Consider the following 24,348-nt stretch of genomic DNA (forward strand, 5'->3'; position numbering starts at 1 on the left):
AATGGATTGCTGCATTACGCTCGGAGCGCTGCGGAACTCGACACGTTCAAATCCATCGACTAAGTCAGGCTTGCGCGTTTGCGTCAAGGGTACATCGACCGCTTCAATTGGGAGGTAAAGGCCTGATTTGGGGCCGGCTAGCGTCTTGCCGGGGCGCGTGCTGTTGCGGGAATTCAAGACGGATAACGCAGTTGTTGTGGTTTCGTGCATTGACCCGCTTGACGTTCTCCAACTTTCCGTCGCGTTTTCGCCCCACGCTTTTCAGTTTGCCGCACATGACCTGCCGCTCCCCATTGAGAAGATCAAACGCCGGTTTTCGCATGATCGAGGCGGCCGGCAAACCAGCAATTGGGCCGATCTTTGTCATGATGCGCCGACGCGGCTGCGCGGCGCCAAACGAATCGCGGACCCGTTCAACGTGCCCCGTGGGGAAATCCTCACATAGTTTTCGCACCGTGTATGATTCCGGCGTCGCAGCCATTACAGGCCGGCAGGCGATTTAAATCTAAAGGGCATCTAATCAAAACTGCCCTGCGAGTCGAGCCTCTCGCGGGATGATGAAGGAAGAGCTGTCAATGCTTGCCGAACAACGTCATCAATACATCTTGTCGGAGTTGTCGAAGAACGGCGCGCTGTCCGTCGCCGAACTCGTGCGCGCGCTCGACGTATCGCGTGAAACCATCCGGCGCGACCTCAACGCGCTGGCCGTTCGCGGCCTGATTGCGACCACTCATGGCGGCGCGCTGTCCAACGACCGCCGGGAGGCTGACCTCGACGTGCGCGAAGCGGCGAACGCTTCCGCCAAGCGCGCAATCGGCGAGCGCGCCGCGCAGTTCGTGCCAGACGGCGCGTCGGTGATCATCGATTCGGGCAGCACGACACAGGCGGTCGCGCGTGCGCTCGGCGACCGGCATCGCTTGACGGTCTATACCAATGACTGGCGCATCGCGATGCTGCTTGGGCGGCGCAATGACAACAAGATCACGCTGCTTGGCGGCGAACTGCTGGATCATGAAGACGCCGTGCTCGGTCTCGATACCGTTCAGCAGCTTTCGCAATACCACGTGGACTTTGCGTTCGTGGGCGCGGGCGCAATCACGCCCGACGCATTCCTGACCGACTATTCGCGTCTCGCCGCCGAAGTGCGCAGCCGCATGATCGTGGCGGCGAGCGCCGCTGTGATCGTCGCGGATCATTCGAAGTTCGGCAACGTCACGCCGGTGCGCATCCGCGGTTTCGAGAAAGCCCGGTATCTGATCACCGAACTCGCGCCCGATAAAACGTTGCGCAAGGCAATCGCCGCTCGCGGGCCGGAACTGGTGATCGCCTGATTGCATATGCGGCATGAATGGCTTGCTCTATGCCTATGTTTTATGCCGCAAGCCGCACGTGCAGCGCGTTCAACGCACGGCCGATCGCAGCCGCGGCGTTATGCATTTCGTTGGCATCGATTGCGCCAATGCAACCCACGCGAAACGTCTCCACTTCCGTAAGCTTGCCCGGATACAGCACGTAACCTGCATCGCGCACGGCTTCATAAAAACGCTTGAAATCGTAGGCCGGATCGCGCGGCGCATGAAACGCGACGATCACCGGCGCCTGCACCGAAGCGTCCAGGAACGGCTTGAATCCAAGTGCCGCCATCGCGTCGATCAACGTCGCGCAATTCCCGCGATACCGCGCGCCGCGCGCGGCTTGTCCACCTTCGGCAATGAACTGATCGAGCGCGGCGCGCAACGCGGCGACCACGTGCGTGGGCGGCGTGAAGCGCCATTGCGAGGTCTTCAGCATGTATGCATACTGATCGTGGAGATCGAGCGCGAGGGAGCGCGAAATGCCTTCCGATGCTTCCAGCAAGCTCCGCCGCACGATCACGAAGCCCATTCCCGGCACGCCTTCGAGGCATTTGCCGCTCGCTGAAATCACCGCATCTATACCGCCTTTCGACACATCGATAGGCAATGCGCCGAGCGAACTCATTGCATCGACGATCAGGCGTTTGTCAAAACGCGCGCACAACGCGGCAATGTCTTCCAGCGGATTCAGCAAGCCCGCGCTTGTCTCCAGATGCACCTGCGCCACGTGCGTGATGCGCGGCTCGCGCAAAAACATGTCTTCTATACGTTCGACGCTCGCCAGTTCGTCGTCGCGCAAGTTCAGCTCGATTGCCGCCACGCCGAGCCGGCCGAGAATCTTCAGGATGCGCATGCAATACGCGCCGTTGTTCGGCACGAGCACCACGGCTTCGTGTGGCACGAGCGAACCCAGCGCGGCTTCCACCGAAAACGTGCCGCTTCCCTGCATGGGTACGCATACAAAATCTTTTTGACCAGACACGATGGCGAGCAGATCAACGCAGATCGTGTTTGTCATCTGGTTGAAAGCCGCATCCCACGATCCCCAATCGCGCAACATGGCCTGCCGGGTGGCGGGCGAGGTCGTCAATGGGCCGGGTGTCAGCAATATCGGATCACTTCCGTTGATCACGTTCTTCTCCAGTCGGTTTCATAAGGACGCTAATCGTTCAACCCGGAGTCTAAGCCGAATATTGGCGAAATGTGTTCTTTATTGGAATAATGTGGCATCGTCATGGTGCTGTCATGAAGTTCTGCGATGCTTCGATCGGCTGCGGAGGGCCTCGGAAACGGGCTCCGCGCCAATGAATCATCGGACGCAAAGGACGCAAGCGACCTGGAAAAACCGTGCGTCCGTCCTCACGCCACCTGGTTGAATTCGCCTTCCCGGAGAACTTGCAACATGACAAGAAATCGCTTTTCCGCAGCTCGCCTGGCTTCAGGTTTCGCCGCGTCGCGCGTGCTGCCGGCGCTGGCCGTGGCCGCGCTCACAAGCATGGCAGCCATGCAGGCGCACGCCGCCGACGCAGTCGTGCTGTACACCGCCGATGGCCTGGAGAACCTGTACAAGGACGTCTTGCCGGCTTTCGAAAAGAAGGAAGGCGTGAAGGTCAACATCGTCACGGCGGGCAGCGGGGAAGTAGTGAATCGTGCGCAGGTGGAGAAGGATTCGCCCAAGGCGGATGTGCTCGTGACACTGCCGCCGTTCATTCAGCAGGCATCGCAAAGCGGCTTGCTGCAGCCGTATCAGAGCGTGAACTACAAGAACGTGCCAGCAATCGCGAAGGCACCGGATGGTGCATGGGCCACCTTCGTGAACAACTATTTTTCGTTCGCGATCAACCCCGAAATCACCAAGACGGCGCCGAAGACGTTCGGCGATCTGCTGCATCCCGATTTCAGCGGCAAGGTAGCCTATTCGAATCCCGCGACAGCGGGCGACGGCATGGCCGTGATCATCCTGACGAGCGCGTTGATGGGTGAGGACAAGGCCTTTGCCTATCTGACCGATCTCGAGAAGAGCGCGAAATTCCATACGAAAGGCACGGGTTATCTCGACGTTTTGCTCTCGCGCAATGAAATCTCGTTCGCCAACGGCGACCTGCAGATGGATCTGGACGACGCCACCAATGGCGGCCTCTCGCTCAAGCCGATTTTCCTCTCGGCCAAGGCCGGCGAAGCACCGACCACGTTTCAGTTGCCCTACGCCATTGGCCTGATCAAGGGCGGACCGAACCAGGCTGAAGGCAAGAAGCTGGTGGACTATCTGATGTCGAAGGAAGTGCAGGCGAAGGTGCCGGACATCTACGGCATTCCGGGCCGCACCGACGTGCCGCTCGCGGGCAAGAACGGCGAGGCGGTCAAGCAGGCCATCGCGGGCGTGAAGCTGATTCCGGTGGACTGGAACCAGGTCATGGCAAAGAAAGAAGCATGGACCACGCGCTGGAAGAACGATGTGATCGGCAATTCGGGCAAGCAGCTCGACGTGGTCAAGCCGAAGTCCTAAGCGCTTGCGTTCTTTTCGACGCTCACAGGGATGCGAACCGTGAACACTTTGACGCTGGCTCCGGCCACCCGTGAAACCGCCGCAGCCGACTCGATCAAGCCCGCGCCGGGCGGCGTGCATATCGACCGGCTGAGCGTGCGCTTCGGCGCGCGCACGGTGCTCGATGATCTCTCGCTGACTATCGAGCGGGGTGAATTGCTGACCGTGCTCGGTCGCAGCGGTTGCGGCAAGACGACGTTGCTGAGGTTCATTGCGGGGTTTGTGGAAGCGGACGGGCTCGCGGGCCGGCTGACTGTGGCGGGGCGTGATCTCACGCACGTGCCGCCGTTCAAGCGCAATCTGGGGCTGCTGTTTCAAAGCTATGCGCTGTTTCCGCATCTCTCGGTGTTCGATAACGTCGCGTTCGGCTTGCGGGCGCGGCGTCTGAAAGCAGGCGAGATCGCGCGGCGCGTGGCGGACGCGCTCAAGCTCGTGCAGCTTGGCGATGCAGGGCATGTGATGCCGGCGCAGCTTTCGGGCGGCATGCAGCAGCGCGTGGCGCTGGCGCGCGCGCTGGTGGTCGAGCCTGACGTGCTGCTGCTTGACGAACCGCTTTCCGCGCTCGATGCCAACCTGCGTGCCTCGGTTCGCAGCGAGCTCAAGGCGTTGCACGAGCGTTTGCCAAACCTGACCATTGTCTGCGTCACGCACGATCAGGACGACGCGCTCGTGCTCTCGGACCGCACGTTGCTGATGCGCGATGGCCGCATTGCGCAACTCGGCACGCCGCGCGAACTCTACGACAACCCGAAAGACGCGTTCGTCGCGCGCTACCTCGGCGCGGCGAACCTGTTGCCGCCGTCGATCATGTTTCCCATCGGCGACGCCCGGCATGACGAACGCGGCAAGCTTGCTTGCATCCGTCCCGAGTGTTTGTCGATCGTGCCGCTTGGCAGCGCGCAACTGCACGGCACGATTTTTTCGGTTGAATGGTATGGCGCGGCGCTGTCGGTTTCCGTCATGCTCGACGCGTTGCCCAACCAGCCCGTGTTGATTGCCATGCAGCGCTCGCATGGCCCGATGCCCGAGAAGGGCGCACGTGTTTCACTACGCCACGAGGTTGACGATGTCGTCCTTATCAGCGAGTGAACCCATAGCCGACGCCGCCGCGCACGTCGTTGCCAAACGTCGCCGCGAACGAAGGGCGCAGTGGCAGTTGTGGTTCATTCTAGTAGTCGTGCTCGGGCCGCTGGTGATCTATCCGCTCATGCAATTGCTGTGGCTGAGCGTGACCGGCAAACACGGCTTGAGCCTGCATGCGTACACCGCGTTCTTCACCAATCCTGAAACCAGCGGCGTGATCGGCACGACGCTTGGAATCCTCTTTGCCAGCGCCACGCTCGCGTCTCTGCTTGGCGTCGTGCTTGCATCGATGCTGTTTTTCAAGCCTTTTCCAGGCGCGAAACTGATCACGCGTTTTCTCGAATTATTCGTGGCGTTCCCCTCGTTCCTGGTCGCGTTCACGCTGATCTTTTTATATGGATCGCAAGGGTCGGTGAGCATCGGCTTGCAGCGCCTGTTCAACTTGCAGAATCCGCCGCTCGACTTTCTGTTCGGCATTGGCGGCGTCATTCTGGCCGAGGTCGTGTTCTACGCGCCGTTCGTGGTGCGGCCGACGCTTGCGTCGTTTGCGACACTCGACATGCGCCTGATAGAAGCCGCTAAAAGCCTCGGCGCAAGCGGATCGATGGTCGCGTTCAAGGTGATTCTGCCGCTGGCATGGCCCGGTATCGCGGCGGGCACCATCCTGTGTTTCCTGCTGACGCTCAACGAATTCGGCATTCTGCTCGTGCTCGGCAGCGCGCATCTGATCACCTTGCCGATGGCGATCTACAGCTCGGCGACCGTCGATCTCGACTTGCCCACAGCAGCGGCCGGCGCGGTGGTCATGCTCGCGATGTCGCTGTCGTTGTACGCGCTCTACAGGCGCGTGAACCGGCGTACGGGAGGCCGCGATGGCAACTGAATTTTCGCTGCCCGTCACCGCGTCGAAGCCGCATTCGCTGAAGCGGATCGGCGCATGGATCTTCACTGGTTTTGCCGCGCTACTTTGTTTCTGGCTGTTCGTGTTGCCCGTGATCGTGGTGGCGCTTTCCAGCGTGGCATCGCATTGGTCGGGAACGGTCTTCCCCGATGGCTTCAGCATGCGCTGGTTCGAACGTCTCGGCTCGAGCGATTTCGATGCCCTCACGACCAGCCTCGAAGTCGGCTTTGGCGTCGCGGTGCTGGGCACCGTGCTGGGTCTTTGGCTGGCGCTGGCGCTCGAAGGCCGCGACCGCCGCGGCGTGGGTGCATGGGTCGACACCATTGCAATGATGCCCAACGGCGTGCCGAGCGTCGTGCTCGGCCTGGCCGTGCTGATTGCTTATCACAAGAAGCCCCTGGATATTTCGGGGTCCGCAGCAATCGTGGTGCTGGTGCAGTTGGCGCTGGTGCTGCCATTTTGCTATAGATGTGCGGCCGCTGCGCTGCGCCCCGAACTCACCGTGTTGCGCGAAGCTGCGGCGAGTCTTGGCGCGCCGCCTTCCATGGTGCTGTCGCGCATAGTCCTGCCTCAACTCGTGCCCGCAATTCGCGCAAGCCTCGCGCTTGGATTCGCGCTGTCGCTGGGTGAGCTTGGCGCAACGCTGACCGTTTATCCGCCGGGATTTGCAACGGTTCCCATCGTAGTGGTCGGGCAAGTGAATCGCGGTTACTACTTGCCCGCGTCCGCGCTTTCGTTGATCTTGCTGGCAGTCTCGCTGGCTGCGCTGTTGCTGATTGCAGCGAAGGTGCCGCGCAGGCGCATGACCTGAACCCGGCTTTTTGATGACTATCCTGTTTGCGCAGGATATTTTCTCACGCCGAAAAATGTGGCAAATATTGGCATTATACGTCAAAATATGCAGATCGTGCCGGATTGGAAAATACCGGTTCACGCTTGAAAAGGAACGTCATGTCCATTTTCACCGAAACGTCTATTGAAGTTAATGGCCGCGTGTACGGCCCGGCGCGCGCGCTGACGGTTGTTGTCTGTGTCGACGGTTGCGAGTACGGCTATCTCGAAGCAGCGGTCGCCGCGGGCGTGGCGCCATTCATTGGCACCATGCTCGCGGGCGGTTCCGCTTTTCGTGCCGATTGCGTGATTCCGTCGTTCACGAACCCGAATAACCTGTCCATCGTGACGGGCGTGCCGCCGTCGGTGCACGGCATTTGCGGCAATTATTTTTTTGATCCCGACGCGAACGGCGGCAAGGGCGCCGAGGTCATGATGAACGATCCCGCCTACCTTCGCGCCGGGACCATTCTTGCGGCGGCAGCGCGACGCGGCGACAAGGTCGCGGTGGTCACGGCGAAGGACAAGCTGCGGCGCTTGCTCGGCTGGCAACTCGACGGCATCTGTTTCTCGGCCGAGAAAGCCGACGCCGCGACGCTGGCGGAAAATGGCATCGACCAGGTGCTGGAACTCGTCGGCAAGCCTGTGCCCGACGTCTATAGCGCCGGGCTCTCGGAGTTCGTGTTCGCAGCCGGCGTGCGGCTTGCAGAGACGCGCGACATCGACCTGATGTATCTTTCCACGACCGATTACGTGCAGCATAAATTCGCGCCGGGCACGGATGGCGCGAACGCGTTCTACGCAATGATGGACGGCTACCTCGCGCGGTTGAACGCACTTGGCGCGGTAATCGGTCTGACAGCCGACCACGGCATGAACGCGAAGCACGATCCATCCACGGGCGAGCCGAACGTGGTGTATCTGCAGGACTGGCTCGATCAAACGCCGGATGTTCCCAATGCCCGCGTGATCCTGCCGATCACCGATCCGTATGTTGTCCATCATGGCGCGCTCGGCTCGTTCGCGACCATCTACCTGCCGCGTTCCGTCGACGCAAAAGCGCTGGCAAAACGCATTGCGCAATTGCCCGGCGTCGAGATCGTGCTGGAGAACGCCGCCGCGTGCGAGCGCTTCGAACTGCCGAACGACCGCGTGGGCGACCTCGTTGTGGTGAGCGGCCGCAACACGGCGCTCGGCACGCGTCGCGCGGAACACGACCTGTCCGGCCTCACGGTTCCATTGCGCTCGCATGGCGGTGTATCGGAGCAGGAAGTGCCGCTCTTGTTCAATCGAAAAACCGATGGTTTCGAATCGCGGCTCAACGGAAAACGGCTGCGTAATTTCGATGTCTTCAGCATTGCGCTCAACCATCTGGTGATCGAATCATGAGCGCCGTTCTCGCGGTCGAACAGCACGCGTTGCGTGTGGAAAAACTGCGCCTGAAGGGCGAATGTGCAGCGCGTACACGCACTATCGATGTCTTCGATCCCTACACGAATACCCGGGTTGGCACGGTGCCAATGGCAAGCGTGCAAGACGTGCGCGATGCCTTCGAGTACGCCGCGAAATACCGCGCGACGTTGACGCGCTACGAGCGCTCGCAAATCCTCGAACGCGCAGCGCAACTCATGCGTGAGCGCACCGAGGAAGCATCGGATCTGATTTCGCTGGAGGCGGGGTTATCGAAACAGGATTCGCGATATGAAATAGGCCGCGTCGCCGACGTGTTGAGATTCGCTGCGATGGAAGCCTTGCGCGATGACGGCCAGAGCTTTTCCTGCGATCTCACACCGCATGGCAAGGCGCGGCGCGTATTTTCGCAACGCGAACCGCTCGCTGGCACCATTGTTGCAATCACGCCGTTCAACCATCCGATGAACCAGGTCGCGCACAAGATAGCGCCTGCCATAGCGACCAACAATCGCGTGATCCTGAAGCCATCGGAGAAGGTGCCGTTATCGGCGTGCTACTTCGCCGACGTGCTTTACGAAGCGGGGCTGCCCGCACCCATGCTGCAGGTCCTGACTGGAGACCCGCGCGAGATAGCAAATGAACTCGTTACGCACCGGCATGCGGAACTGGTCACCTTTACCGGCGGCGTGGCGATCGGCAAGGCGATTGCCGCCAAGGCGGGATACCGGCGCGTGGTGCTCGAACTGGGCGGCAACGATCCGCTGATCGTGCTTGACGACGCGGATGTCGAACGCGCCGCCACGCTCGCGGTGCAAGGTTCATACAAGAACTCCGGCCAACGCTGCACGGCGGTCAAGCGCATGCTGGTGCAAAAGGGAATAGCCGCACGCTTCACGGAATGTGTGTTTGAGAAAACGCGCGCATGGAGCTACGGCGATCCGTTCGACACCGCCAACCAGATGGGCACGGTGATCGACGCGGCCGCCGCGCAATCGTTCGAAACGCGCGTGAACGAAGCCGTGCGCCAGGGCGCGCGCCTGCTCTGCGGCAACCGCCGCAACGGCGCACTGTATTCGCCGACGCTGCTGGATCGCGTCGATCCCGCCATGACGCTGGTGAGCGAAGAAACCTTCGGGCCTGTCTCGCCGATCATCGAATTCGATACGGTCGACGACGCCATTCGCATCAGCAACGGCACCGCGTTCGGTTTGTCATCCGGTATCTGCACCGACCGCGCCGACCTGATCACGCGCTTCGTGAATGAACTGCGCGTAGGAACGGTCAACGTGTGGGAGGTGCCCGGCTATCGCATAGAACTGACACCTTTCGGCGGTATAAAAGACTCGGGTCTCGGCTACAAGGAAGGCGTCCAGGAAGCCATGAAAAGCTTCACGAGCCTCAAGACCTTTTCGCTCCCATGGGAATAACATGGCTTTGACTGTCCCTGAGATTCGTCATCTTTTCAACACATACGGCGCAATGGCCTACAGCGGCGAACCGGTGACGCAATTGCAGCATGCATTGCAGACCGCGACGCTGGCAGAAGCGTCCGGCGCCGGCGAAGCACTTGTCGCCGCCGCTTTCCTGCACGATCTGGGCCATTTGCTGAACCTGCAGGGCGAGACGCCAAGTCAGCGCGGTATTGACGACCTGCATCAATATTTCGCGCTGCCTTTTTTGCGGCCGCTTTTTAGCGACGCCGTGCTCGAACCGATCCGCCTTCACGTCGATGCAAAACGCTGTTTATGTGCAATCGACCCGGAATATTTCTCCATGCTCTCGACGGATTCCGTACGCAGCCTCAAGCTGCAGGGCGGCATTTTCAGCGAGGAAGAAGCAGAAGTGTTCCTGAAAAAACCCTTTGCTCAGGACGCGCTTTCATTACGCCTATGGGACGATCTTGCAAAGCAGCCTGATTGCAAGACCCCGGCGCTCGACCGCTATATTCAGTTAATTGAAAGATTATCCGCGCGGCACTGCGCGACGAATTAGTATTTCCACTCCAGGATAAAAACAAGTCACTAAGGAAACCGAATTAAATAAGGGCACGGCGCGTGCCGCAAAAATCCGATCGCGAATGACGGAAATACGACAATAAATGGAACAGCCCGGCGTTGTCGCGCAGATTCAACGCCTGCCGGGGCGGCCCGCGCAGGCATTACCAAAAAAATAAAAATAGCGTAATCTGCCTGTTCCCACGGCCGTCCCGCTTGGGTCTGGCCGACGCAGCCCGTGTGCCCCAAGGCTTGTGCATTAATGCTTTCTGGAGAGTTCGATGACATCCGTCGACCTGGAGTTCGAACAGCTCAATAGCACCGTCGATGCGCTGCGGCGCTCCATTTCAAACCGGCTCATGTACGGTGTCGGTAAAGATGCCGTCACCGCGCAACCGCGCGACTGGCTGCATGCGGTGGAACTGGCAGTCCGCGACCGGCTGGTCGCCCGCTGGATGAAGACCACGCGCCAGCAATACGAGCAGGACGTAAAGCGCGTTTATTATCTTTCGATGGAGTTCCTGATCGGCCGGACGTTCACCAACGCATTGCTCGCGCTTGGCATTCACGAGGAAGTCCGTGAGGCGCTCAACGGCCTGGGTGTGGACATCAACACCCTCGAAAACCTCGAGCCCGACGCCGCGCTCGGCAATGGCGGCCTCGGCCGTCTCGCGGCCTGCTTTCTCGATTCCATGGCGACCGTCGGCATTCCCGGCTTCGGGTATGGCATTCGCTACGAATACGGCATGTTCAAGCAGACCATCGTGGACGGCAACCAGGTCGAAACGCCCGATTACTGGCTGCGTGCGGGCAACCCGTGGGAGTTTCCACGTCCGGAAGTGAACTACGTGATTCATTTCGGCGGCCGCACCGTTCGTCACGATGATCGCACCGAATGGATCGACACGGAACACGTGAACGCAATGGCGTACGACACCGTGATTCCGGGCTTTGCCACGACCGCGACCAACACGCTGCGCCTCTGGTCCGCGCGCGCCACGGACGAATTCGATCTTTCCGCGTTCAATCAAGGCGATTACCGCCGTTCGGTTGAAGCAAAAAATACCTCGGAGCACGTGTCGCGCCTGCTTTATCCGGACGACTCCACGCAAGCCGGACGCGAACTGCGCTTGCGCCAGGAATATTTTTTCGTATCGGCGACCATGCAGGACCTGATTCGCCGATACCAGCGCACGCACACGCATTTCGGGCGGCTCGCCGAGAAAGTCGCGGTGCATCTGAACGACACCCATCCGGTGCTCGCCATTCCCGAACTGATGCGCCTGCTCGTGGATACGCATCATCTGCCCTGGGACAAGGCGTGGAAACTCGTGCAGCAGATGTTCTCGTACACGAACCACACGCTGATGCCCGAAGCGCTGGAGACGTGGGACGTGGAGATGTTGTCGCGCCTGTTGCCGCGCCACCTCGAGATCATCTTCGATATCAACGCGGATTTCCTCAAGCAGGTCGGGGAGAAGTTCGGCCGCGACGTGGAACTGATCCGGCGCATTTCACTTGTAGATGAATACGGCCAGCGCCGCGTGCGCATGGCGCATCTGGCGATTGTCGCAAGTCATACGGTGAACGGCGTGTCCAAGCTGCATTCGCAGTTGATGACGCAGAATATTTTCGCGGACTTCGCGCGCATGTATCCGGATCGCTTCACGAACGTGACGAACGGCATCACGCCGCGCCGGTGGTTGTCGCAAGCGAGTCCGAAGCTTTCGTCTCTTATCGACGAACGGCTTGGAACGCGCTGGCGCACCGACTTGTTCGAGCTCGCGCGCTTGCGCGAATGGCGCGACGATCCCGAGTTCAGGAACGCTTTTCACGAAGCCAAGCTGGCCAACAAGGTGCGGCTGGCCGCACGCGCGAAGCTGGAAACGGGAGCGATCATCGACCCGAACGCGCTTTTCGATCTGCAGGTCAAGCGCATTCACGAATACAAGCGGCAATTGCTCAACATCCTGCATGTAATCGTGCGCTACAACCGGATTCGCGAGGCGCCCGAGAAAGCATGGACGCCGCGCGTGGTGATGTTCGCGGGCAAGGCGGCGTCCGCGTACAAGATGGCGAAGACGATCATCAAGCTGATCAACGACGTGGCCGAGATGGTCAACAACGATCCGCTCGTGGGCGATCGACTGAAGGTCGGGTTCATTCCGAACTATGGCGTGAGCGTGGCCGAACTGATCATCCCGGCCGCGGATTTATCGCAGCAGATTTCCATGGCGGGCACGGAAGCGTCAGGCACCGGGAACATGAAGCTTGCGTTGAACGGGGCGCTGACCATTGGCACGCTGGATGGCGCGAACATCGAGATATGCGACGCCGTTGGCCGCGAGAACATGTTCATCTTCGGCCACTCGACCGAGGAGATCGATGCGTTGCGCGCGACGGGTTATCGTCCTCGTCAGATCTATGAACAGAATCCCGAACTGAAGCTGGCGCTCGACCAGATCCGGCTTGGGCATTTTTCGCCGGACCAGCCGCACCGGTTCTACGACATCTTCCATACGCTCGTTGACTGGGGCGATCATTACATGGTGCTCGCCGATTTCGACAGCTTCGATCGCGCGCAAGCGGAGGTCGACGCCAAGTTCCTCGATAAAGATGCGTGGACCCGCAGCGCAATCGAGAACGTGGCCGGTATGGGCATTTTCTCGTCGGACCGCACGATTGCCGAATATGCCAAGCATATCTGGCACGTGGAGCCGCTCGTGGTGTCGTCGTAGCAATCAGCGTCGCAGGCTATAGGTCGTTGCGCGGCCGAGCGTCGCCGATTCGAAGCGCGAAGTCACAATGCCGATCACGTCCGCGAGCGAACGTGACGGCGCTTCCACATGAAGCGTGACGCAGTCATGGCGGCGATCCGTCGCCATGACCTGCATGCGTGCTTCGCCGCCAAGCGCCTTTTGTAATATGCGGCGTGGTCCGCTGGAATCGAGGCCGGGAACGGTGACGTCGAAGGCGACTACTGTATGGAACTTACGCGTGGCTCGTGCAATGGACTGAGCCACCGACTGCGAAGATGAGCGGACCGGGGAAGCAACGCTTGCCTGAACAACGCTTGCCTGAAGCATCGGATATTGCACCGTCTAGCGACGGGCGGTAGTGGAAACGTCACCACTTTAGCGAGCGGCGCATCAACGCGGGGCATTGATCGGACGCGCGCACGTAAAGAAAGTATCAAGAGCCGCTTCGTTGCTTAGATAGGCCCGGTCGAAGCCTTCGCCGCTGCCTGCGCTGCAACCGCTTCATGCACGAGCGCCGCGACGCGCTGCGCAAACTCCTCGTCCTTGGTGGTGAACACTTCACGCTCGCCGTCCGGCACTATTACGTACATACGATAGATCACGTCCTGCGTGATCCAAGACAGATACCCGACCACTACGATCATGACGCCAAGCAGCAGCGCGGGACCCGATCCGAGAATCCCTCCGGTTATTGCAGCGATCAAGCCGATCACGCTCACGGTGATGGGCAGCGGCTTTTGTCGCGGAATCATTTTGACGGTCGCGCCACGCAGATCGCGCAGCGGATAAAGCTGGCCCGCGGCGCTCAGTCCCGCGCGGGCGAATGTAATGCCTCGTTCATTGAATGGCAGATCGTGTTGCATGTGGCGGAGTCTTCAGCAGAATAAAGGCGCAGATTACCAGACGCGGACGTTTTGACCCTTTCACCCGTTGTCGCACCGGGGTTTATGTTGCGTTCGCTGTCGAATTCCCCGGTTCTCGTTCGTCGTGTCAGCGAACCCGCTACTGGAGACAACGAATGCAAACATCATTGAAAGAAAGCCGCGCGTTCAGCGGCTTTGCCGTGCCGGACCTGGCTGCCGCCAAAGCGTTTTACAGCGAGACGCTCGGACTCGATGTCACCACCGGTTCCATGAACGTGCTCGAGTTGCATCTGGCGGGCGGCAACCGTGTATTGATATACCCGAAGCCCGATCACGTACCCGCGACCTACACCGTGCTCAATTTCCCTGTCGCGAGGGTGGAGCGGACAGTCGACGAATTGACCGCGCGCGGCGTGCGTTTCGAGCACTACGACATGCCTCGTCTGAAGACCGATGCCAAAGGCATTTGCCGTGATTCTGGTGGTCCCGTGATCGCATGGTTCAAGGACCCCGCGGGCAATATTCTTTCGGTGCTGGAGTCGGGCGAATAGTGCTTCAAGCAGAGCCTCAAGCGTGTATTGCCGATTCGCTGGACACTAGCCGCAATTCATCCGCGATGGTCGCGATCAGCGCTTCGGCCGCCGCGCTCAACGGCCGTCGCGGATGACTGATGCGCACGATGTGACGCACGATTCGCGGCGCAAGAATGGGATAAGCGCGCAGCGTGCCCTGCCGGACCGCGCGCTCCACCACGATACGCGGCAGGATGGTTGCAAAGCGGGTGCTCACCACCAGTTTGACGATCGTGCTCAGCACGTCGATCTCGAAGCGCGGCGCGAGCAATACGTCCTCGTGCTGGGCGGCGGTATCGAGTACGCCTCGCAGGCCGTGCCGCTTGGTGGGCAGCACCAGTTCTAGATCGGGCAATTGCGCAAGCTCGATTGCGTGCGGCAAGTCAGGACCGTGCACGGCGCTCGTCACCAGCACCATCTCTTCGTCAAGCAGCGGTTGCGAATCGAGCGAGAGTCGCGCACGCGGCTTGTTGATGAGCGCGGCGTCGAGTTGACCGCCCGACACCCAGTCGATGAACGTCGCGCTGTAGCCGTCGGCTACGGTCACTTCCACATGCGGATAACGCGCGTGAAAACGCGAGAGCGAATCGGCGAGCACGCTCTCGGTCACTGACGCAATCAGGCCGATCGACACATGCCCTGTGACTACTTCGTCGCGCTGCACGAGTTGCTGGCGCGCGTGGGCGAGGTCGCGCATGATCGGCAGGAACAGGCGATACATGAGGCGTCCCGCGGCGGTCGGCGCCATGCCGTGCGCACCGCGCTCGAAAAGCTGCTGATGCAATTCGTCTTCGAGCTTGGCTATCTGCATGCTGAGCGCCGGCTGCACAATATTCAGCCGCTTTGCGGCGCGCGTGACGGAGCCGTCCTCAAACAGTGCGATGAAATACTGGATCTGCTTCAGGTCCATGTCGGCGGCTCACAGGCATCGGTCCCGGATGTTGGGTCATCAATAAGTCTAATGATGCAGCACGTTTTTATCAGACACATTAGATGTGATCATTCCTTTAAAGGCTTACCCCAGTGATATCCCACTAACGAAGCGCTTACATTGGGGCAAACACGGATATCACGTGCAATGATCGATCACATCAAAAAACAATATTAGAAGTTATATCGCGATCTCGCTACGCTTCATTTCAGTAATGAGGAGACACGAGATGAACCAACGTGAAGCCGCAACGCACGGCACCGCAACAAGCCCGGTCACGAAGCGGGCCTTCGACGTATTGTCATTGCGCGGCTGGCTCGCGCATCTTTCGGCGACGGGCCGTGTTGCGACCATCGACAAACCGGTATCGCTGAAACATGAACTCGCGGCTATCGCAAAGCGGCTCGACGGCACGCAGGCCGCAGTGTTCCTCTCGCCCGGCGGTCATGAAATACCGGTGGTCAGCGGTTTCATGTCGAAGCGCTCGTGGATAGCGGAAGCAATGGGCGTGGCCGAGAACGATCTGCTGAAGCGTTTTCGCGACGCCGCCGATAACCCGCTGCCATGGCGGGAAGTCGCTACGGGCGAGGCTGCTTGCCAGCAGGTGCGGCATACCCGGGATATCGACCTCCATGCATTGCTGCCCATTCCCACGCATAGCGAACACGACAACGGTCCCTACATTACCGCGGGTCTCGTGATCGCGCGCAATCCACGCACGGGCGTGCAGAACGTGTCGATCAATCGCATCCAGGTTCACGCGCGCGACCGCATGGCGATCCTGCTATTGCCGCGGCACCTGCATGCGTTCCAGAAAGAAGCGGAAGCTGCGGGCGATGCGCTGGACGTCGCTGTTGCAATCGGTGTCGATCCGCTCACGATGCTCGCGTCGCAGGCGATCTCCGCCATCGACTCCGATGAACTCGAAATAGCCGGCGCATTGCATGGCGTGCCGTTGCCGGTCGCGAAATGCGTCACTCACGACGTACGCGTGCCGGCGTATTCGGAGATTGTGATCGAGGGGCGTATCTTGCCGAACGTGCGCGAAGCCGAAGGTCCCTTCGGCGAATTTCCCAAGTACTACAGCGCTCAGGAAGCACGCGAAGTAATTGAAGTGACGGCGGTGACGCATCGGAAAAACCCGATCTATCACACGATCATTCCGGCCGAGATGGAGCACTTGCTGCTCGGCGCCATCCCGCGTGAGGCCACACTGTTGTCGCATCTTCAGCGCAGTCATCCGGGCGTAACCGACGTTCATCTTTCCGTGGGCGGCGTGTGCCGTTATCACCTTTGGGTGAAGTTTGCGAAGAAGCGCGAAGGCGAGGCGAAGAACGTGATCCTGTGCGCGTTCGGCGCGCACTACGACATCAAGCAAGTGGTGGTCGTGGATACGGATGTCGATATTCACGATCCTTCGGAAATCGAATGGGCTATTGCCACGCGCTTCCAGGCCGACCGCGATCTCGTGCTGATTTCAGGCGCACAGGGTTCGCCGCTCGATCCGTCGACAACTGTGGGTCAACCCGACGACGCGCCGTCGCACCTTCAAGGCATCAGCACGAAAATGGGACTCGATGCGACCCGTCCCGTTGCGTATCCAGGCCACGTGTTTACCCGCGTGCGTATCCCGGGTTACGACGCGGTCGATCTGCAAGGGCTCGTCGCCACCGACAATGCCGCCTTCGATACCTACCTCGGCCACGCGGGATGAACGCGATGAGCCCAATGAACGCGCAAGCGCCACGGCGCATTGTCGTCGGCATTTCCGGAGCGAGCGGCGCGATGATCGGCGTGTGGCTGCTGGAGGCGCTGCGCCGTATCGGTACCCACGAAACGCATCTGGTCGTCTCGGCATCGGGCGCCGTGACGGCTGCGCAGGAGCTTGGCATTGGCCGCAACGATCTCGACGGTCTCGCCGATGTCGTGCATAACGTTCGCGACGTGGGTGCATCGATTGCGAGCGGCTCGTTCGTCACAAGCGGCATGGTGATCGCGCCCTGCTCGATGAAAACGCTTGCCGCAGTGGCAAACGGTCTCTCCGACAACCTGCTCGCGCGCGCCGCGGACGTGATTCTCAAGGAGCGCCGCCGGCTTGTGCTTGTCGCACGCGAAACGCCATTGAACCTCGCGCATCTTCGCAACATGACGCACGCCACTGAAATGGGCGCGATTGTGATGCCGCCAGTGCCGGCGTTCTACGCGCATCCGAAGACTATCGAAGACGTCGTGGCCCATACCGTTGGACGCATCCTGGATTTATTCGGTATCGAGCATCGTGAGATTGAGAAGCGCTGGAGCGGTCTCGCCGATGAATTCAGCGCCCGTGGAAACGGCGGAGCCAACGAATGAACCAGCGCGAACAGGCGGGCTTTGCCGCCATCAACGCGCGCGCGGCGCAAGTCGTGGAGGCGGCGCACGACCCGCTGCCGAAGCGTCACGTCGGCCAGTCACTCGAACGTCTGGAAGATCCCGCGATTCTTACGGGCCGGGGCCGTTATGGCGATGACATCGGCATCAAGCCGGGCACCTTGCACGCGGCTATTCTTCGCTCGCCGCATGCGCATGCCGAACTGGTTTCGCTGGATGCGAGCAATGCCGTGAATGCGGCGGGCGTGCGCGCGGTGCTGACTCGCGACGACCTTCCTGCATGGTCACGTCCGTTCGTGGTCGGTGTGAAGTCGAAGATGGAGCAATGGTCGCTCGCTACCGACCGCGTGCGTTACGTGGGCGAGCCGGTGGCGGTGGTGATTGCCGAATCGCGGGCGCTGGCCGAAGATGCGCTCGATCTGATCAAGGTGGAATATCGCACGCTTGATCCGGTGACATCGATTGAAGGTGCGTTGAAGGATGATGCATGCGTGCTGCATCCGAACGTGCAGACCAATGTGATCAGCGACCGCAGCTTCCGTTATGGCGAGCCAGAGGCCGCGTTCGGAAACGCGCCGCATCGCGTGAAAATTGAGGCGCATTATCCCCGCAATACGTGCGCGCCGATCGAATGCGGCGTGGTCATTGCAGAGTATCTTTCAGGCGGCGAGGGCTACGACGTCACGTCGAATTTCATGGGCCCGTTTTCGCTGCACGCGGTCATGGCGCTTGCGCTTAATGTGCCGGCAAACCGCCTGCGCCATAAAGCGCCGCGTGACTCCGGCGGCAGCTTTGGCGTGAAGCAGGCCGTGTTTCCGTATGTGGTGCTGATGTGCCTCGCTTCGCGCAAGGCCAACGCGCCGGTGAAATACGTCGAGGACCGGCTCGAACACCTGAGCGCAGCGACGTCCGCCACGGCACGCTTCACGACACTCGAAGCGGCTGTCGAAAACGATGGCCGGATCACCGCGCTTGACTACGATCAGGTCGAGGACTGCGGCGGTTATTTGCGCGCGCCGGAACCTGCCACGTTTTATCGCATGCACGGGTGTTTGACGGGCGCCTATGACATTCCAAACCTGCTGGTTCGCAACCGGGTGGTGCTGACCAACAAGACGCCTACGGGTCTTGTACGCGGATTTGGCGGACCGCAGGTTTACTTCGCACTTGAACGGCTGATGCAGCGCATTGCTGTCGAGTTGAAGCTGGATATTCTCGATGTGTATCGCCGCAATTTTGTTCGCGCCGATGCATTTCCGTATCGTGCGGCGGCCGGCGCCCTGCTCGATTCAGGCAACTATCAGGAGGCGTTGAAGCGCTCGATTGACGAAGGCGGTTACCACGAGCTGACGGCGCGCCGCGATACCGCTCGCCGGGAGGGTCGCCTGTATGGCATTGGCTTCGCGGCGATCGTGGAACCGTCGGTGTCGAACATGGGTTACATCACGACGGTGATGCCCGTCGAGGCGCGCAAGAAGGCTGGCCCCAAGAGCGGCGCGATTGCGAGCGCAACGGTTGCCGTCGATTTGCTGGGCGGCGTTGTGGTGACAATTGCTTCCACGCCGGCGGGGCAGGGACATATGACCGTGTGCGCGCAGGTCGTGGCCGACGCACTCGGTCTTTCGCCGCATGAGATCGTGGTGAACGTGGAGTTCGATACCCACAAGGACGCGTGGTCGGTCGCAGCCGGAAATTATTCGAGCCGCTTCGCCGGCGCAGTGGCGGGCACAGTTCATCTTGCGGCCATGCGTGTGCGGGACAAGCTCTCGCGCATTGTTTCGGCGCAGTTGGAATGCAAGCCAGGAGAGATCCGCTTCGAAGGCGGGCGTATCTACAGGGAAGGCCGCGAAGGCGAGGCGCTGCCCTTTGGCCGCGTCGCGAGCAATGCGCCGCATTGGGCGCCTGCGCTGCTGCCCGAAGGAGAAGAACCGGGCTTGCGCGAGACCGTATTCTGGACGCCGCCGAATATGGATGCGCCGGATGAACAGGACCGCATCAACACTTCGGCGGCCTATGGCTTTGCATTCGACATGTGCGGCGTGGAGATAGATCGTGCAACGGGCAGGATTCGCATCGACCGTTATGTAACCACGCACGATGCCGGCACGTTGCTCAACCCCGCACTCGCCGATGGCCAGATTCGCGGCGCCTTCGCGCAGGGTCTGGGCGCGGCGTTGATGGAAGAGTTTCGTTATGGCTCGGACGGCAGCTTTCAGTCGGGAACGCTCGCCGATTACCTGATGCCGACCACATGCGAAGTGCCTGATCCGGTGATCGTGCATCTGGAAACGCCGTCGCCATTCACGCCGCTGGGTGCGAAAGGTTTGGGCGAAGGCAACAACATGAGCACGCCGCCGTGCGTGGCGAACGCGGTTGCCGATGCACTTGGCGTAGACGACATTCGTTTGCCGCTGACGCCGTCGAAGGTGCTGGGCTTGATCGGTATCGACGATCCGGAGCCATCGCGGCCCGAGTATCGCGAAATGCAACAGAAGAAACCCGCGTTGCCGGGCGCTAAGGCGCTGACCGCGCAAGGCAGCGTGGACCTGCCTGCGTCCCCGGAAGCGATATTCGCTGTACTGATGAATCCCGACGCGCTCGCCAAGGTCATTCCGGGTTGCCACGCGCTCGAAGCGAAGGGCGAGAATACGTATCGCGCGGATGTGACCGTTGGCGTGGGCATGATCAAGGCGCGCTTCGAAGCGGAGATTGGCCTGTCCGATCTCGACCCGCCGCATCGGTTGCGGCTTGCGGGCGCGGGCATGTCGTCGCTTGGCAGCGCGCGCGGAAACGGCCTCGTGGAGCTTGCGCCAACGGACAATGGCACGCGGTTGACCTATGACTACGAGGCGCAAGTCTCGGGCAAGGTCGCCGCAGTCGGCGGCCGGATGCTCGAAGGGGCGGCGAAGGTCGTGTTGCGGCAACTGTTCGAATCGCTGGGACGGCAGGCCGCTGGCAAACCTGTGAAAACCAGCGGCGGATCGTGGCTTGGCCGGTTATTGGGCCGTTTCAGGAGGCGCTCATGAAACCTGCGCCGTTCGATTATCTGCGTGCAGCCACCACGCATGATGCACTCGATGCGCTCGCGCAGTCCGGAGAAGACGCGCGCATCCTGGCCGGCGGCCAGTCGCTGATGGCCGTGCTCAACATGCGCCTTGCGCAACCGCGTGTGCTGATCGACATCTCGCGCACGGCGGATCTGGAAGCGGTGCGTATCGAAAAGGATTATCTGGTCGTTGGCGCGGCAGCAACGCAAGGCAGCGTGGAATGGCGTGCGTCGTTGCGCGATGAAGTGCCGCTGCTCGCGCTCGCTTTTCCGCATATCTCGCACTTCCAGATCCGCAATCGCGGCACGGTTTGCGGCTCGATCGCCCACGCTGATCCGAGCGCGGAACTGCCGCTCGTGCTCTCCGTGCTTGGCGGCGACGTGATGCTGCGATCGAAGAAACGCAAGCGCGCGCTCAAGGCACAAGACTTTTTCCAGGGCATGTTGATGACGGCGCGCGAGCCGGATGAACTTGTCGAAGCGGTGCGCTTCCCGCTGAAAAAACCGGGCGAACGATACGCCTTTACCGAATTCTCCGCACGGCACGGCGACTTTGCCATGGTCGGATGCGCTGCGATTGTCACCGATACATCCATCCGCATTGCTATCGGCGGCGTATCGGACAGGCCTGTGGTCGAACGATGGCCGCGCCTGCAAGGCGACGACCTGCGCGGTGCCTTGAATGATCTGAGCTGGAAGCTGAACGCGCAGGATGACGCGCATGTCAGCGCTCCATACAGACGGCATCTGGTGCGGCAACTCGGATGGCAAGTAATCGAGGAGGCGAAGTGAGCAACACATCATCAATCACGCTGGATCGCGGGGAGCGCAGACGGATCACGTTGACGCTCAACGGCCGCGAGCGCACCGCATATTGCGAGTCGCGCGACTTGTTGTCCGATTTTGTGCGCCACGAACTCGGCGCCACGGGGACACATGTAGGGTGTGAGCATGGCGTATGCGGCGCGTGCACGGTACATGTGGACAGCGTCGCGGCGCGTTCATGCCTGATGCTGGCCGTGCAAGTGGAAGGACGGCGCGTTGATACCGTGGAAGGTCTTGCGCCGGACCAGACGCTTGGAGATCTGCAGCAGGCATTTCAACGTCACCATGCATTGCAGTGCGGCTTTTGCACGGCGGGCATCCTGATGTCATGCGCGGATTATCTCAAGCGTGTACCGGACCCGAGCGAAACCGAAGTGCGTGAGATGCTGTCCGGCCATCTGTGCCGATGCACCGGCTATACGCCAATAGTCGCAGCCGTGCTCGACGTGGCCGCGCAGCGCAATGCAAACAAGAGCACGAAGGAGCCGGAACATGCTTGATCTCGGCCGAACCTTCTTGCAGAGCGTGGAGCGCAGCCCGAACACGCTCGCGCTTGTTGATGGCGACGTACGCCTGACCTACGCGCAGTGGCACGAGATCATTCTTCGCGTGGCGGGCGGCTTGCGTGAGCTCGGCATCAAGCGTGGCGAGCGTCTTCTTGTCGTCCTGCAAAACCGCTGGGAAATGGCGACGCTGCATTGGGCATGCCAGTTCGCGGGCATTGTCATGACGCCCTTGAACTGGCGCGCGAAGCCCGAAGAACTGGACTATTGCGTGACCGACTCTGGCGCGAAAGCGATCGTGTTCGAACCGGTTTCCGCCGACGCCGTGCATGCAAGCGCGGCCGCGCAGAAGGTCTCGCGCATTGCACTGGATGATGCACGAGGCACCGTTTCCTTCAATGCGCTTCTGAATGCGAACGCGGCAATCATCCCTGGTGAAGTCACCGCCGACGATGTCTCGCTGATCCTTTATACCTCCGGCACCACCGGCCGAGCGAAAGGCGTGCCACGGCGGCATCGTCATGAACGGGCGGCGGCGCTCGCGCATGTCGCTCAAAACCTGTATCGATACAACGAGCGCACGCTCGGCGTCATGCCGCTTTATCACACCATGGGCGTGCGTTCGCTGCTCGCCATGGCGCTGGTCGACGGCTTGTTTGTCTGCGTGCGCCGCTGGAACGCGGCTCAGGCGCTTGCATCGATCAGCGCATTCGAACTCACGTGCCTGTATCTCGTGCCGACGCTCTATCACGATCTGCTCGCAGCGCCCGGTTTTGCCGAGGCACAAAAAGGCTCCGTCACGAAGCTGGGCTTTGCAGGCGCGCCCATGAGCGACGGCTTGCTGAAGCGTCTTTCGACGGCGTTCAAGCCGGAACTCTTCGTGAATCACTACGGTTCTTCCGAGGTGTACACGTTCAGCATCGACCAGGACGCCATGCGCAAACCCGGCAGCGCGGGGCGCGCGGGTATCAACACGCGGCTGCGCGTAGTCAGGCTCGACGCCTCTTCGCCCGCGGACTGTGCGGCGGTGAACGAGGAAGGCCAGATCATTGCGGACCTGCTTGGCGACGAAGCGTTCGAAGGCTACTGGAATCGTCCCGATGCGAACGCGAAGTCATTGCGCGATGGCTGGTACTTCACCGGCGATACCGGTTTCTTCGACAAAGACGGCGACCTTTTCGTAAGCGGCCGGGTTGACGACATGATCATCAGCGGTGGCGAAAACATCTCGCCGGTAGACATTGAATCGGTATTGTCGCTGCATCCCGCCGTGGATGAAGTGGCGGTCGCGGGCGTCAAGGACGAACGCTGGGGCCAGCGTGTGGTGGCCTTCATCAAGCGCCGTGACTATGTGGACGCGGCAATGCTCGACACGTGGTGCCGCGAGTCGGACCTCGTGAATTTCAAGCGTCCGCGCGACTATGTTTTTGTCGATGACATTCCAAAATCTCCTGTCGGAAAGATCCTGCGCCGCAAGCTCTCGGCCGGCGACTACGAAGTGGATACCACGATTAACCCTACAGAAACAACGAAGGAGTAACCGATGACCGAACTGACCCATCGCGGCCAGACGCTGTTGCAGCATCTGGATGGCTTCTCGATTGAAGTCGACGAACAACGCGAGCGCGCCGACATCATCCTGCATCGGCCGCCGTTGAATGTCATCTCCATGCATGCCCGCGACCAGTTGCGCGCGGCCTTCGAGGCACTCGACGAAGACGATCGTGTTCGCGTGATCGTCGTGCGTGCGAATGGCGAGCATTTTTCGAGCGGTGGCGACATCAAGGGCTTTCTTGAAGCATCGCCAGAACACGTGTCAAAACTTGCATGGAACATTGCCGCGCCCGCGCGCTGCTCAAAGCCGGTGATTGCGGCGAATCGCGGTTTTTGCTTCGGCGTGGGTTTCGAGTTGTCGCTCGCCTGCGACTTTCGCATTGCAACCGATACCACTTTCTACGCGCTGCCCGAACAGAAGCTCGGGCAGATCCCGGGTTCGGGTGGGTCGGCACGCTTGCAGCAGATGGTAGGCGTTGGCAGGACCAAGGATATCGTGATGCGCTCGCGCCGCATTCCGGGCAAACAGGCATACGAGTGGGGCATTGCGGTGGAGTGCGTGCCCGACGCTCAGCTCGAAGCCACGACCGATGCGTTGGTCGATGAACTGCGCGCGTTTTCGCCCCTGGCGCAGCGCACCGCCAAGAAATTGCTCAACGACACTGAGGATGCGCCGCTTTCGATCGCCATCGAGCTCGAAGGGCATTGTTATAGCCGGCTGCGCACATCGGATGATTTCCGTGAGGGCGTCGAGGCGTTCCATGGCAAACGCAAGCCCGTGTTTCGCGGCAGTTGAGCGCGGA

At 60.8% G+C, this 24,348-nt stretch carries 22 protein-coding genes; 17 read left to right on the forward strand and 5 right to left on the reverse strand.

Features of this window, described 5'->3' with window-relative positions; all coding sequences use genetic code 11:
- Positions 1 to 103 precede the first annotated feature (103 nt).
- Positions 104 to 367: a hypothetical protein gene (locus ACRWA7_RS14855; RefSeq protein ID WP_438391638.1), complete on the reverse strand. Its 264-nt coding sequence runs from the start codon at positions 365 to 367 to the stop codon at positions 104 to 106.
- A gap of 208 nt (positions 368 to 575) precedes the next feature.
- On the opposite strand from ACRWA7_RS14855, the gene ACRWA7_RS14860 reads away from it, so the two are divergent.
- On the forward strand, positions 576 to 1,331 hold the full coding sequence (locus ACRWA7_RS14860; RefSeq protein ID WP_438391639.1) for a DeoR/GlpR family DNA-binding transcription regulator: 756 nt from the start codon (positions 576 to 578) through the stop codon (positions 1,329 to 1,331).
- A gap of 40 nt (positions 1,332 to 1,371) precedes the next feature.
- Here the strand turns inward: ACRWA7_RS14860 and ACRWA7_RS14865 are convergent, their stop codons facing one another.
- Complete coding sequence (locus tag ACRWA7_RS14865; RefSeq protein WP_438391640.1) at positions 1,372 to 2,487, reverse strand: 2-aminoethylphosphonate--pyruvate transaminase; 1,116 nt, start codon at positions 2,485 to 2,487, stop codon at positions 1,372 to 1,374.
- A 270-nt stretch (positions 2,488 to 2,757) separates the two neighbouring features.
- Here ACRWA7_RS14865 and phnS point away from each other — a divergent pair, with 270 nt between their 5' ends.
- From phnS to ACRWA7_RS14905, 8 genes are all read left to right on the forward strand, one after another.
- Complete coding sequence (gene phnS, locus ACRWA7_RS14870; protein WP_438391641.1) at positions 2,758 to 3,861, forward strand: 2-aminoethylphosphonate ABC transporter substrate-binding protein; 1,104 nt, start codon at positions 2,758 to 2,760, stop codon at positions 3,859 to 3,861.
- Between the two features lie 39 nt (positions 3,862 to 3,900).
- Positions 3,901 to 4,989 (forward strand): 2-aminoethylphosphonate ABC transport system ATP-binding subunit PhnT, encoded by a 1,089-nt coding sequence (gene phnT / locus ACRWA7_RS14875; RefSeq protein ID WP_438391642.1) that lies wholly within the window; start codon positions 3,901 to 3,903, stop codon positions 4,987 to 4,989.
- The gene (locus tag ACRWA7_RS14880) at positions 4,967 to 5,866 is read left to right on the forward strand and encodes a 2-aminoethylphosphonate ABC transporter permease subunit (RefSeq protein WP_438391643.1); all 900 of its coding nucleotides are present in this window, start codon (positions 4,967 to 4,969) and stop codon (positions 5,864 to 5,866) included. Before phnT ends, ACRWA7_RS14880 begins: the two co-directional genes overlap by 23 nt.
- Complete coding sequence (phnV, locus tag ACRWA7_RS14885; protein ID WP_060818201.1) at positions 5,856 to 6,695, forward strand: 2-aminoethylphosphonate ABC transport system, membrane component PhnV; 840 nt, start codon at positions 5,856 to 5,858, stop codon at positions 6,693 to 6,695. Before ACRWA7_RS14880 ends, phnV begins: the two co-directional genes overlap by 11 nt.
- A gap of 140 nt (positions 6,696 to 6,835) precedes the next feature.
- Entirely contained in the window at positions 6,836 to 8,104 is a 1,269-nt protein-coding gene (gene phnA / locus ACRWA7_RS14890) for a phosphonoacetate hydrolase (protein ID WP_438391644.1), read from the forward strand.
- Positions 8,101 to 9,555 (forward strand): phosphonoacetaldehyde dehydrogenase, encoded by a 1,455-nt coding sequence (gene phnY / locus ACRWA7_RS14895; protein WP_438391645.1) that lies wholly within the window; start codon positions 8,101 to 8,103, stop codon positions 9,553 to 9,555. Before phnA ends, phnY begins: the two co-directional genes overlap by 4 nt.
- A gap of 1 nt (position 9,556) precedes the next feature.
- On the forward strand, positions 9,557 to 10,120 hold the full coding sequence (locus ACRWA7_RS14900) for a phosphonate degradation HD-domain oxygenase (RefSeq protein ID WP_438391646.1): 564 nt from the start codon (positions 9,557 to 9,559) through the stop codon (positions 10,118 to 10,120).
- A 283-nt stretch (positions 10,121 to 10,403) separates the two neighbouring features.
- Positions 10,404 to 12,860, forward strand: coding sequence for a glycogen/starch/alpha-glucan phosphorylase (locus ACRWA7_RS14905; RefSeq protein ID WP_438391647.1), 2,457 nt, complete (start codon positions 10,404 to 10,406; stop codon positions 12,858 to 12,860).
- A gap of 3 nt (positions 12,861 to 12,863) precedes the next feature.
- Here the strand turns inward: ACRWA7_RS14905 and ACRWA7_RS14910 are convergent, their stop codons facing one another.
- A complete protein-coding gene (locus ACRWA7_RS14910) occupies positions 12,864 to 13,208 on the reverse strand; it encodes a hypothetical protein (RefSeq protein ID WP_438391648.1) in 345 nt (114 codons plus the stop codon).
- Between the two features lie 125 nt (positions 13,209 to 13,333).
- Positions 13,334 to 13,744, reverse strand: a complete 411-nt coding sequence (locus ACRWA7_RS14915; RefSeq protein ID WP_438391649.1) for a DUF6232 family protein — start codon at positions 13,742 to 13,744, stop codon at positions 13,334 to 13,336.
- Between the two features lie 155 nt (positions 13,745 to 13,899).
- On the opposite strand from ACRWA7_RS14915, the gene ACRWA7_RS14920 reads away from it, so the two are divergent.
- Entirely contained in the window at positions 13,900 to 14,295 is a 396-nt protein-coding gene (locus ACRWA7_RS14920; protein ID WP_438391650.1) for a VOC family protein, read from the forward strand.
- A 16-nt stretch (positions 14,296 to 14,311) separates the two neighbouring features.
- Here ACRWA7_RS14920 and ACRWA7_RS14925 read toward each other — a convergent pair whose 3' ends face one another.
- Complete coding sequence (locus ACRWA7_RS14925) at positions 14,312 to 15,226, reverse strand: LysR family transcriptional regulator (RefSeq protein ID WP_060818209.1); 915 nt, start codon at positions 15,224 to 15,226, stop codon at positions 14,312 to 14,314.
- A gap of 250 nt (positions 15,227 to 15,476) precedes the next feature.
- Between ACRWA7_RS14925 and ACRWA7_RS14930 the strand changes: the two genes are divergently transcribed.
- Genes ACRWA7_RS14930 through ACRWA7_RS14960 form a run of 7 tightly spaced genes read left to right on the forward strand, consistent with a single transcriptional unit; the run spans position 15,477 to position 24,341 of the window.
- On the forward strand, positions 15,477 to 16,961 hold the full coding sequence (locus ACRWA7_RS14930) for a UbiD family decarboxylase (protein WP_438391651.1): 1,485 nt from the start codon (positions 15,477 to 15,479) through the stop codon (positions 16,959 to 16,961).
- Between the two features lie 5 nt (positions 16,962 to 16,966).
- On the forward strand, positions 16,967 to 17,599 hold the full coding sequence (locus tag ACRWA7_RS14935) for a UbiX family flavin prenyltransferase (RefSeq protein ID WP_438391653.1): 633 nt from the start codon (positions 16,967 to 16,969) through the stop codon (positions 17,597 to 17,599).
- A complete protein-coding gene (locus ACRWA7_RS14940) occupies positions 17,596 to 20,643 on the forward strand; it encodes a xanthine dehydrogenase family protein molybdopterin-binding subunit (protein WP_438391654.1) in 3,048 nt (1,015 codons plus the stop codon). The genes ACRWA7_RS14935 and ACRWA7_RS14940 overlap by 4 nt, the downstream gene beginning before the upstream one ends.
- Positions 20,640 to 21,455 (forward strand): FAD binding domain-containing protein, encoded by an 816-nt coding sequence (locus ACRWA7_RS14945; protein WP_438391655.1) that lies wholly within the window; start codon positions 20,640 to 20,642, stop codon positions 21,453 to 21,455. Before ACRWA7_RS14940 ends, ACRWA7_RS14945 begins: the two co-directional genes overlap by 4 nt.
- Entirely contained in the window at positions 21,452 to 21,988 is a 537-nt protein-coding gene (locus ACRWA7_RS14950; RefSeq protein ID WP_438391656.1) for a (2Fe-2S)-binding protein, read from the forward strand. The genes ACRWA7_RS14945 and ACRWA7_RS14950 overlap by 4 nt, the downstream gene beginning before the upstream one ends.
- Positions 21,981 to 23,531 carry an AMP-binding protein gene (locus ACRWA7_RS14955; RefSeq protein WP_438391657.1) on the forward strand — a complete coding sequence of 517 codons (1,551 nt, stop codon included), beginning with the start codon at positions 21,981 to 21,983 and terminating at the stop codon, positions 23,529 to 23,531. The genes ACRWA7_RS14950 and ACRWA7_RS14955 overlap by 8 nt, the downstream gene beginning before the upstream one ends.
- A 3-nt stretch (positions 23,532 to 23,534) precedes the next feature.
- Positions 23,535 to 24,341 carry an enoyl-CoA hydratase/isomerase family protein gene (locus ACRWA7_RS14960; protein ID WP_438391658.1) on the forward strand — a complete coding sequence of 269 codons (807 nt, stop codon included), beginning with the start codon at positions 23,535 to 23,537 and terminating at the stop codon, positions 24,339 to 24,341.
- The last annotated feature ends 7 nt before the right edge of the window (positions 24,342 to 24,348 follow it).

The sequence above is a fragment of the Caballeronia sp. DA-9 genome (assembly GCF_051615025.1).
Taxonomy (GTDB): domain Bacteria; phylum Pseudomonadota; class Gammaproteobacteria; order Burkholderiales; family Burkholderiaceae; genus Caballeronia; species Caballeronia sordidicola.

Coding starts and splice junctions, on each gene's coding strand:
- ACRWA7_RS14855 (WP_438391638.1), bottom strand. CDS start 367: ATGACAAAGATCGGCCCAATTGCTGGTTTGCCGGCCGCCTCGATCATG.
- ACRWA7_RS14860 (WP_438391639.1), top strand. CDS start 576: ATGCTTGCCGAACAACGTCATCAATACATCTTGTCGGAGTTGTCGAAG.
- phnS (WP_438391641.1), top strand. CDS start 2,758: ATGACAAGAAATCGCTTTTCCGCAGCTCGCCTGGCTTCAGGTTTCGCC.
- ACRWA7_RS14880 (WP_438391643.1), top strand. CDS start 4,967: ATGTCGTCCTTATCAGCGAGTGAACCCATAGCCGACGCCGCCGCGCAC.
- phnV (WP_060818201.1), top strand. CDS start 5,856: ATGGCAACTGAATTTTCGCTGCCCGTCACCGCGTCGAAGCCGCATTCG.
- phnA (WP_438391644.1), top strand. CDS start 6,836: ATGTCCATTTTCACCGAAACGTCTATTGAAGTTAATGGCCGCGTGTAC.
- phnY (WP_438391645.1), top strand. CDS start 8,101: ATGAGCGCCGTTCTCGCGGTCGAACAGCACGCGTTGCGTGTGGAAAAA.
- ACRWA7_RS14900 (WP_438391646.1), top strand. CDS start 9,557: ATGGCTTTGACTGTCCCTGAGATTCGTCATCTTTTCAACACATACGGC.
- ACRWA7_RS14905 (WP_438391647.1), top strand. CDS start 10,404: ATGACATCCGTCGACCTGGAGTTCGAACAGCTCAATAGCACCGTCGAT.
- ACRWA7_RS14910 (WP_438391648.1), bottom strand. CDS start 13,208: ATGCTTCAGGCAAGCGTTGTTCAGGCAAGCGTTGCTTCCCCGGTCCGC.
- ACRWA7_RS14915 (WP_438391649.1), bottom strand. CDS start 13,744: ATGCAACACGATCTGCCATTCAATGAACGAGGCATTACATTCGCCCGC.
- ACRWA7_RS14920 (WP_438391650.1), top strand. CDS start 13,900: ATGCAAACATCATTGAAAGAAAGCCGCGCGTTCAGCGGCTTTGCCGTG.
- ACRWA7_RS14925 (WP_060818209.1), bottom strand. CDS start 15,226: ATGGACCTGAAGCAGATCCAGTATTTCATCGCACTGTTTGAGGACGGC.
- ACRWA7_RS14930 (WP_438391651.1), top strand. CDS start 15,477: ATGAACCAACGTGAAGCCGCAACGCACGGCACCGCAACAAGCCCGGTC.
- ACRWA7_RS14935 (WP_438391653.1), top strand. CDS start 16,967: ATGAGCCCAATGAACGCGCAAGCGCCACGGCGCATTGTCGTCGGCATT.
- ACRWA7_RS14940 (WP_438391654.1), top strand. CDS start 17,596: ATGAACCAGCGCGAACAGGCGGGCTTTGCCGCCATCAACGCGCGCGCG.
- ACRWA7_RS14945 (WP_438391655.1), top strand. CDS start 20,640: ATGAAACCTGCGCCGTTCGATTATCTGCGTGCAGCCACCACGCATGAT.
- ACRWA7_RS14955 (WP_438391657.1), top strand. CDS start 21,981: ATGCTTGATCTCGGCCGAACCTTCTTGCAGAGCGTGGAGCGCAGCCCG.
- ACRWA7_RS14960 (WP_438391658.1), top strand. CDS start 23,535: ATGACCGAACTGACCCATCGCGGCCAGACGCTGTTGCAGCATCTGGAT.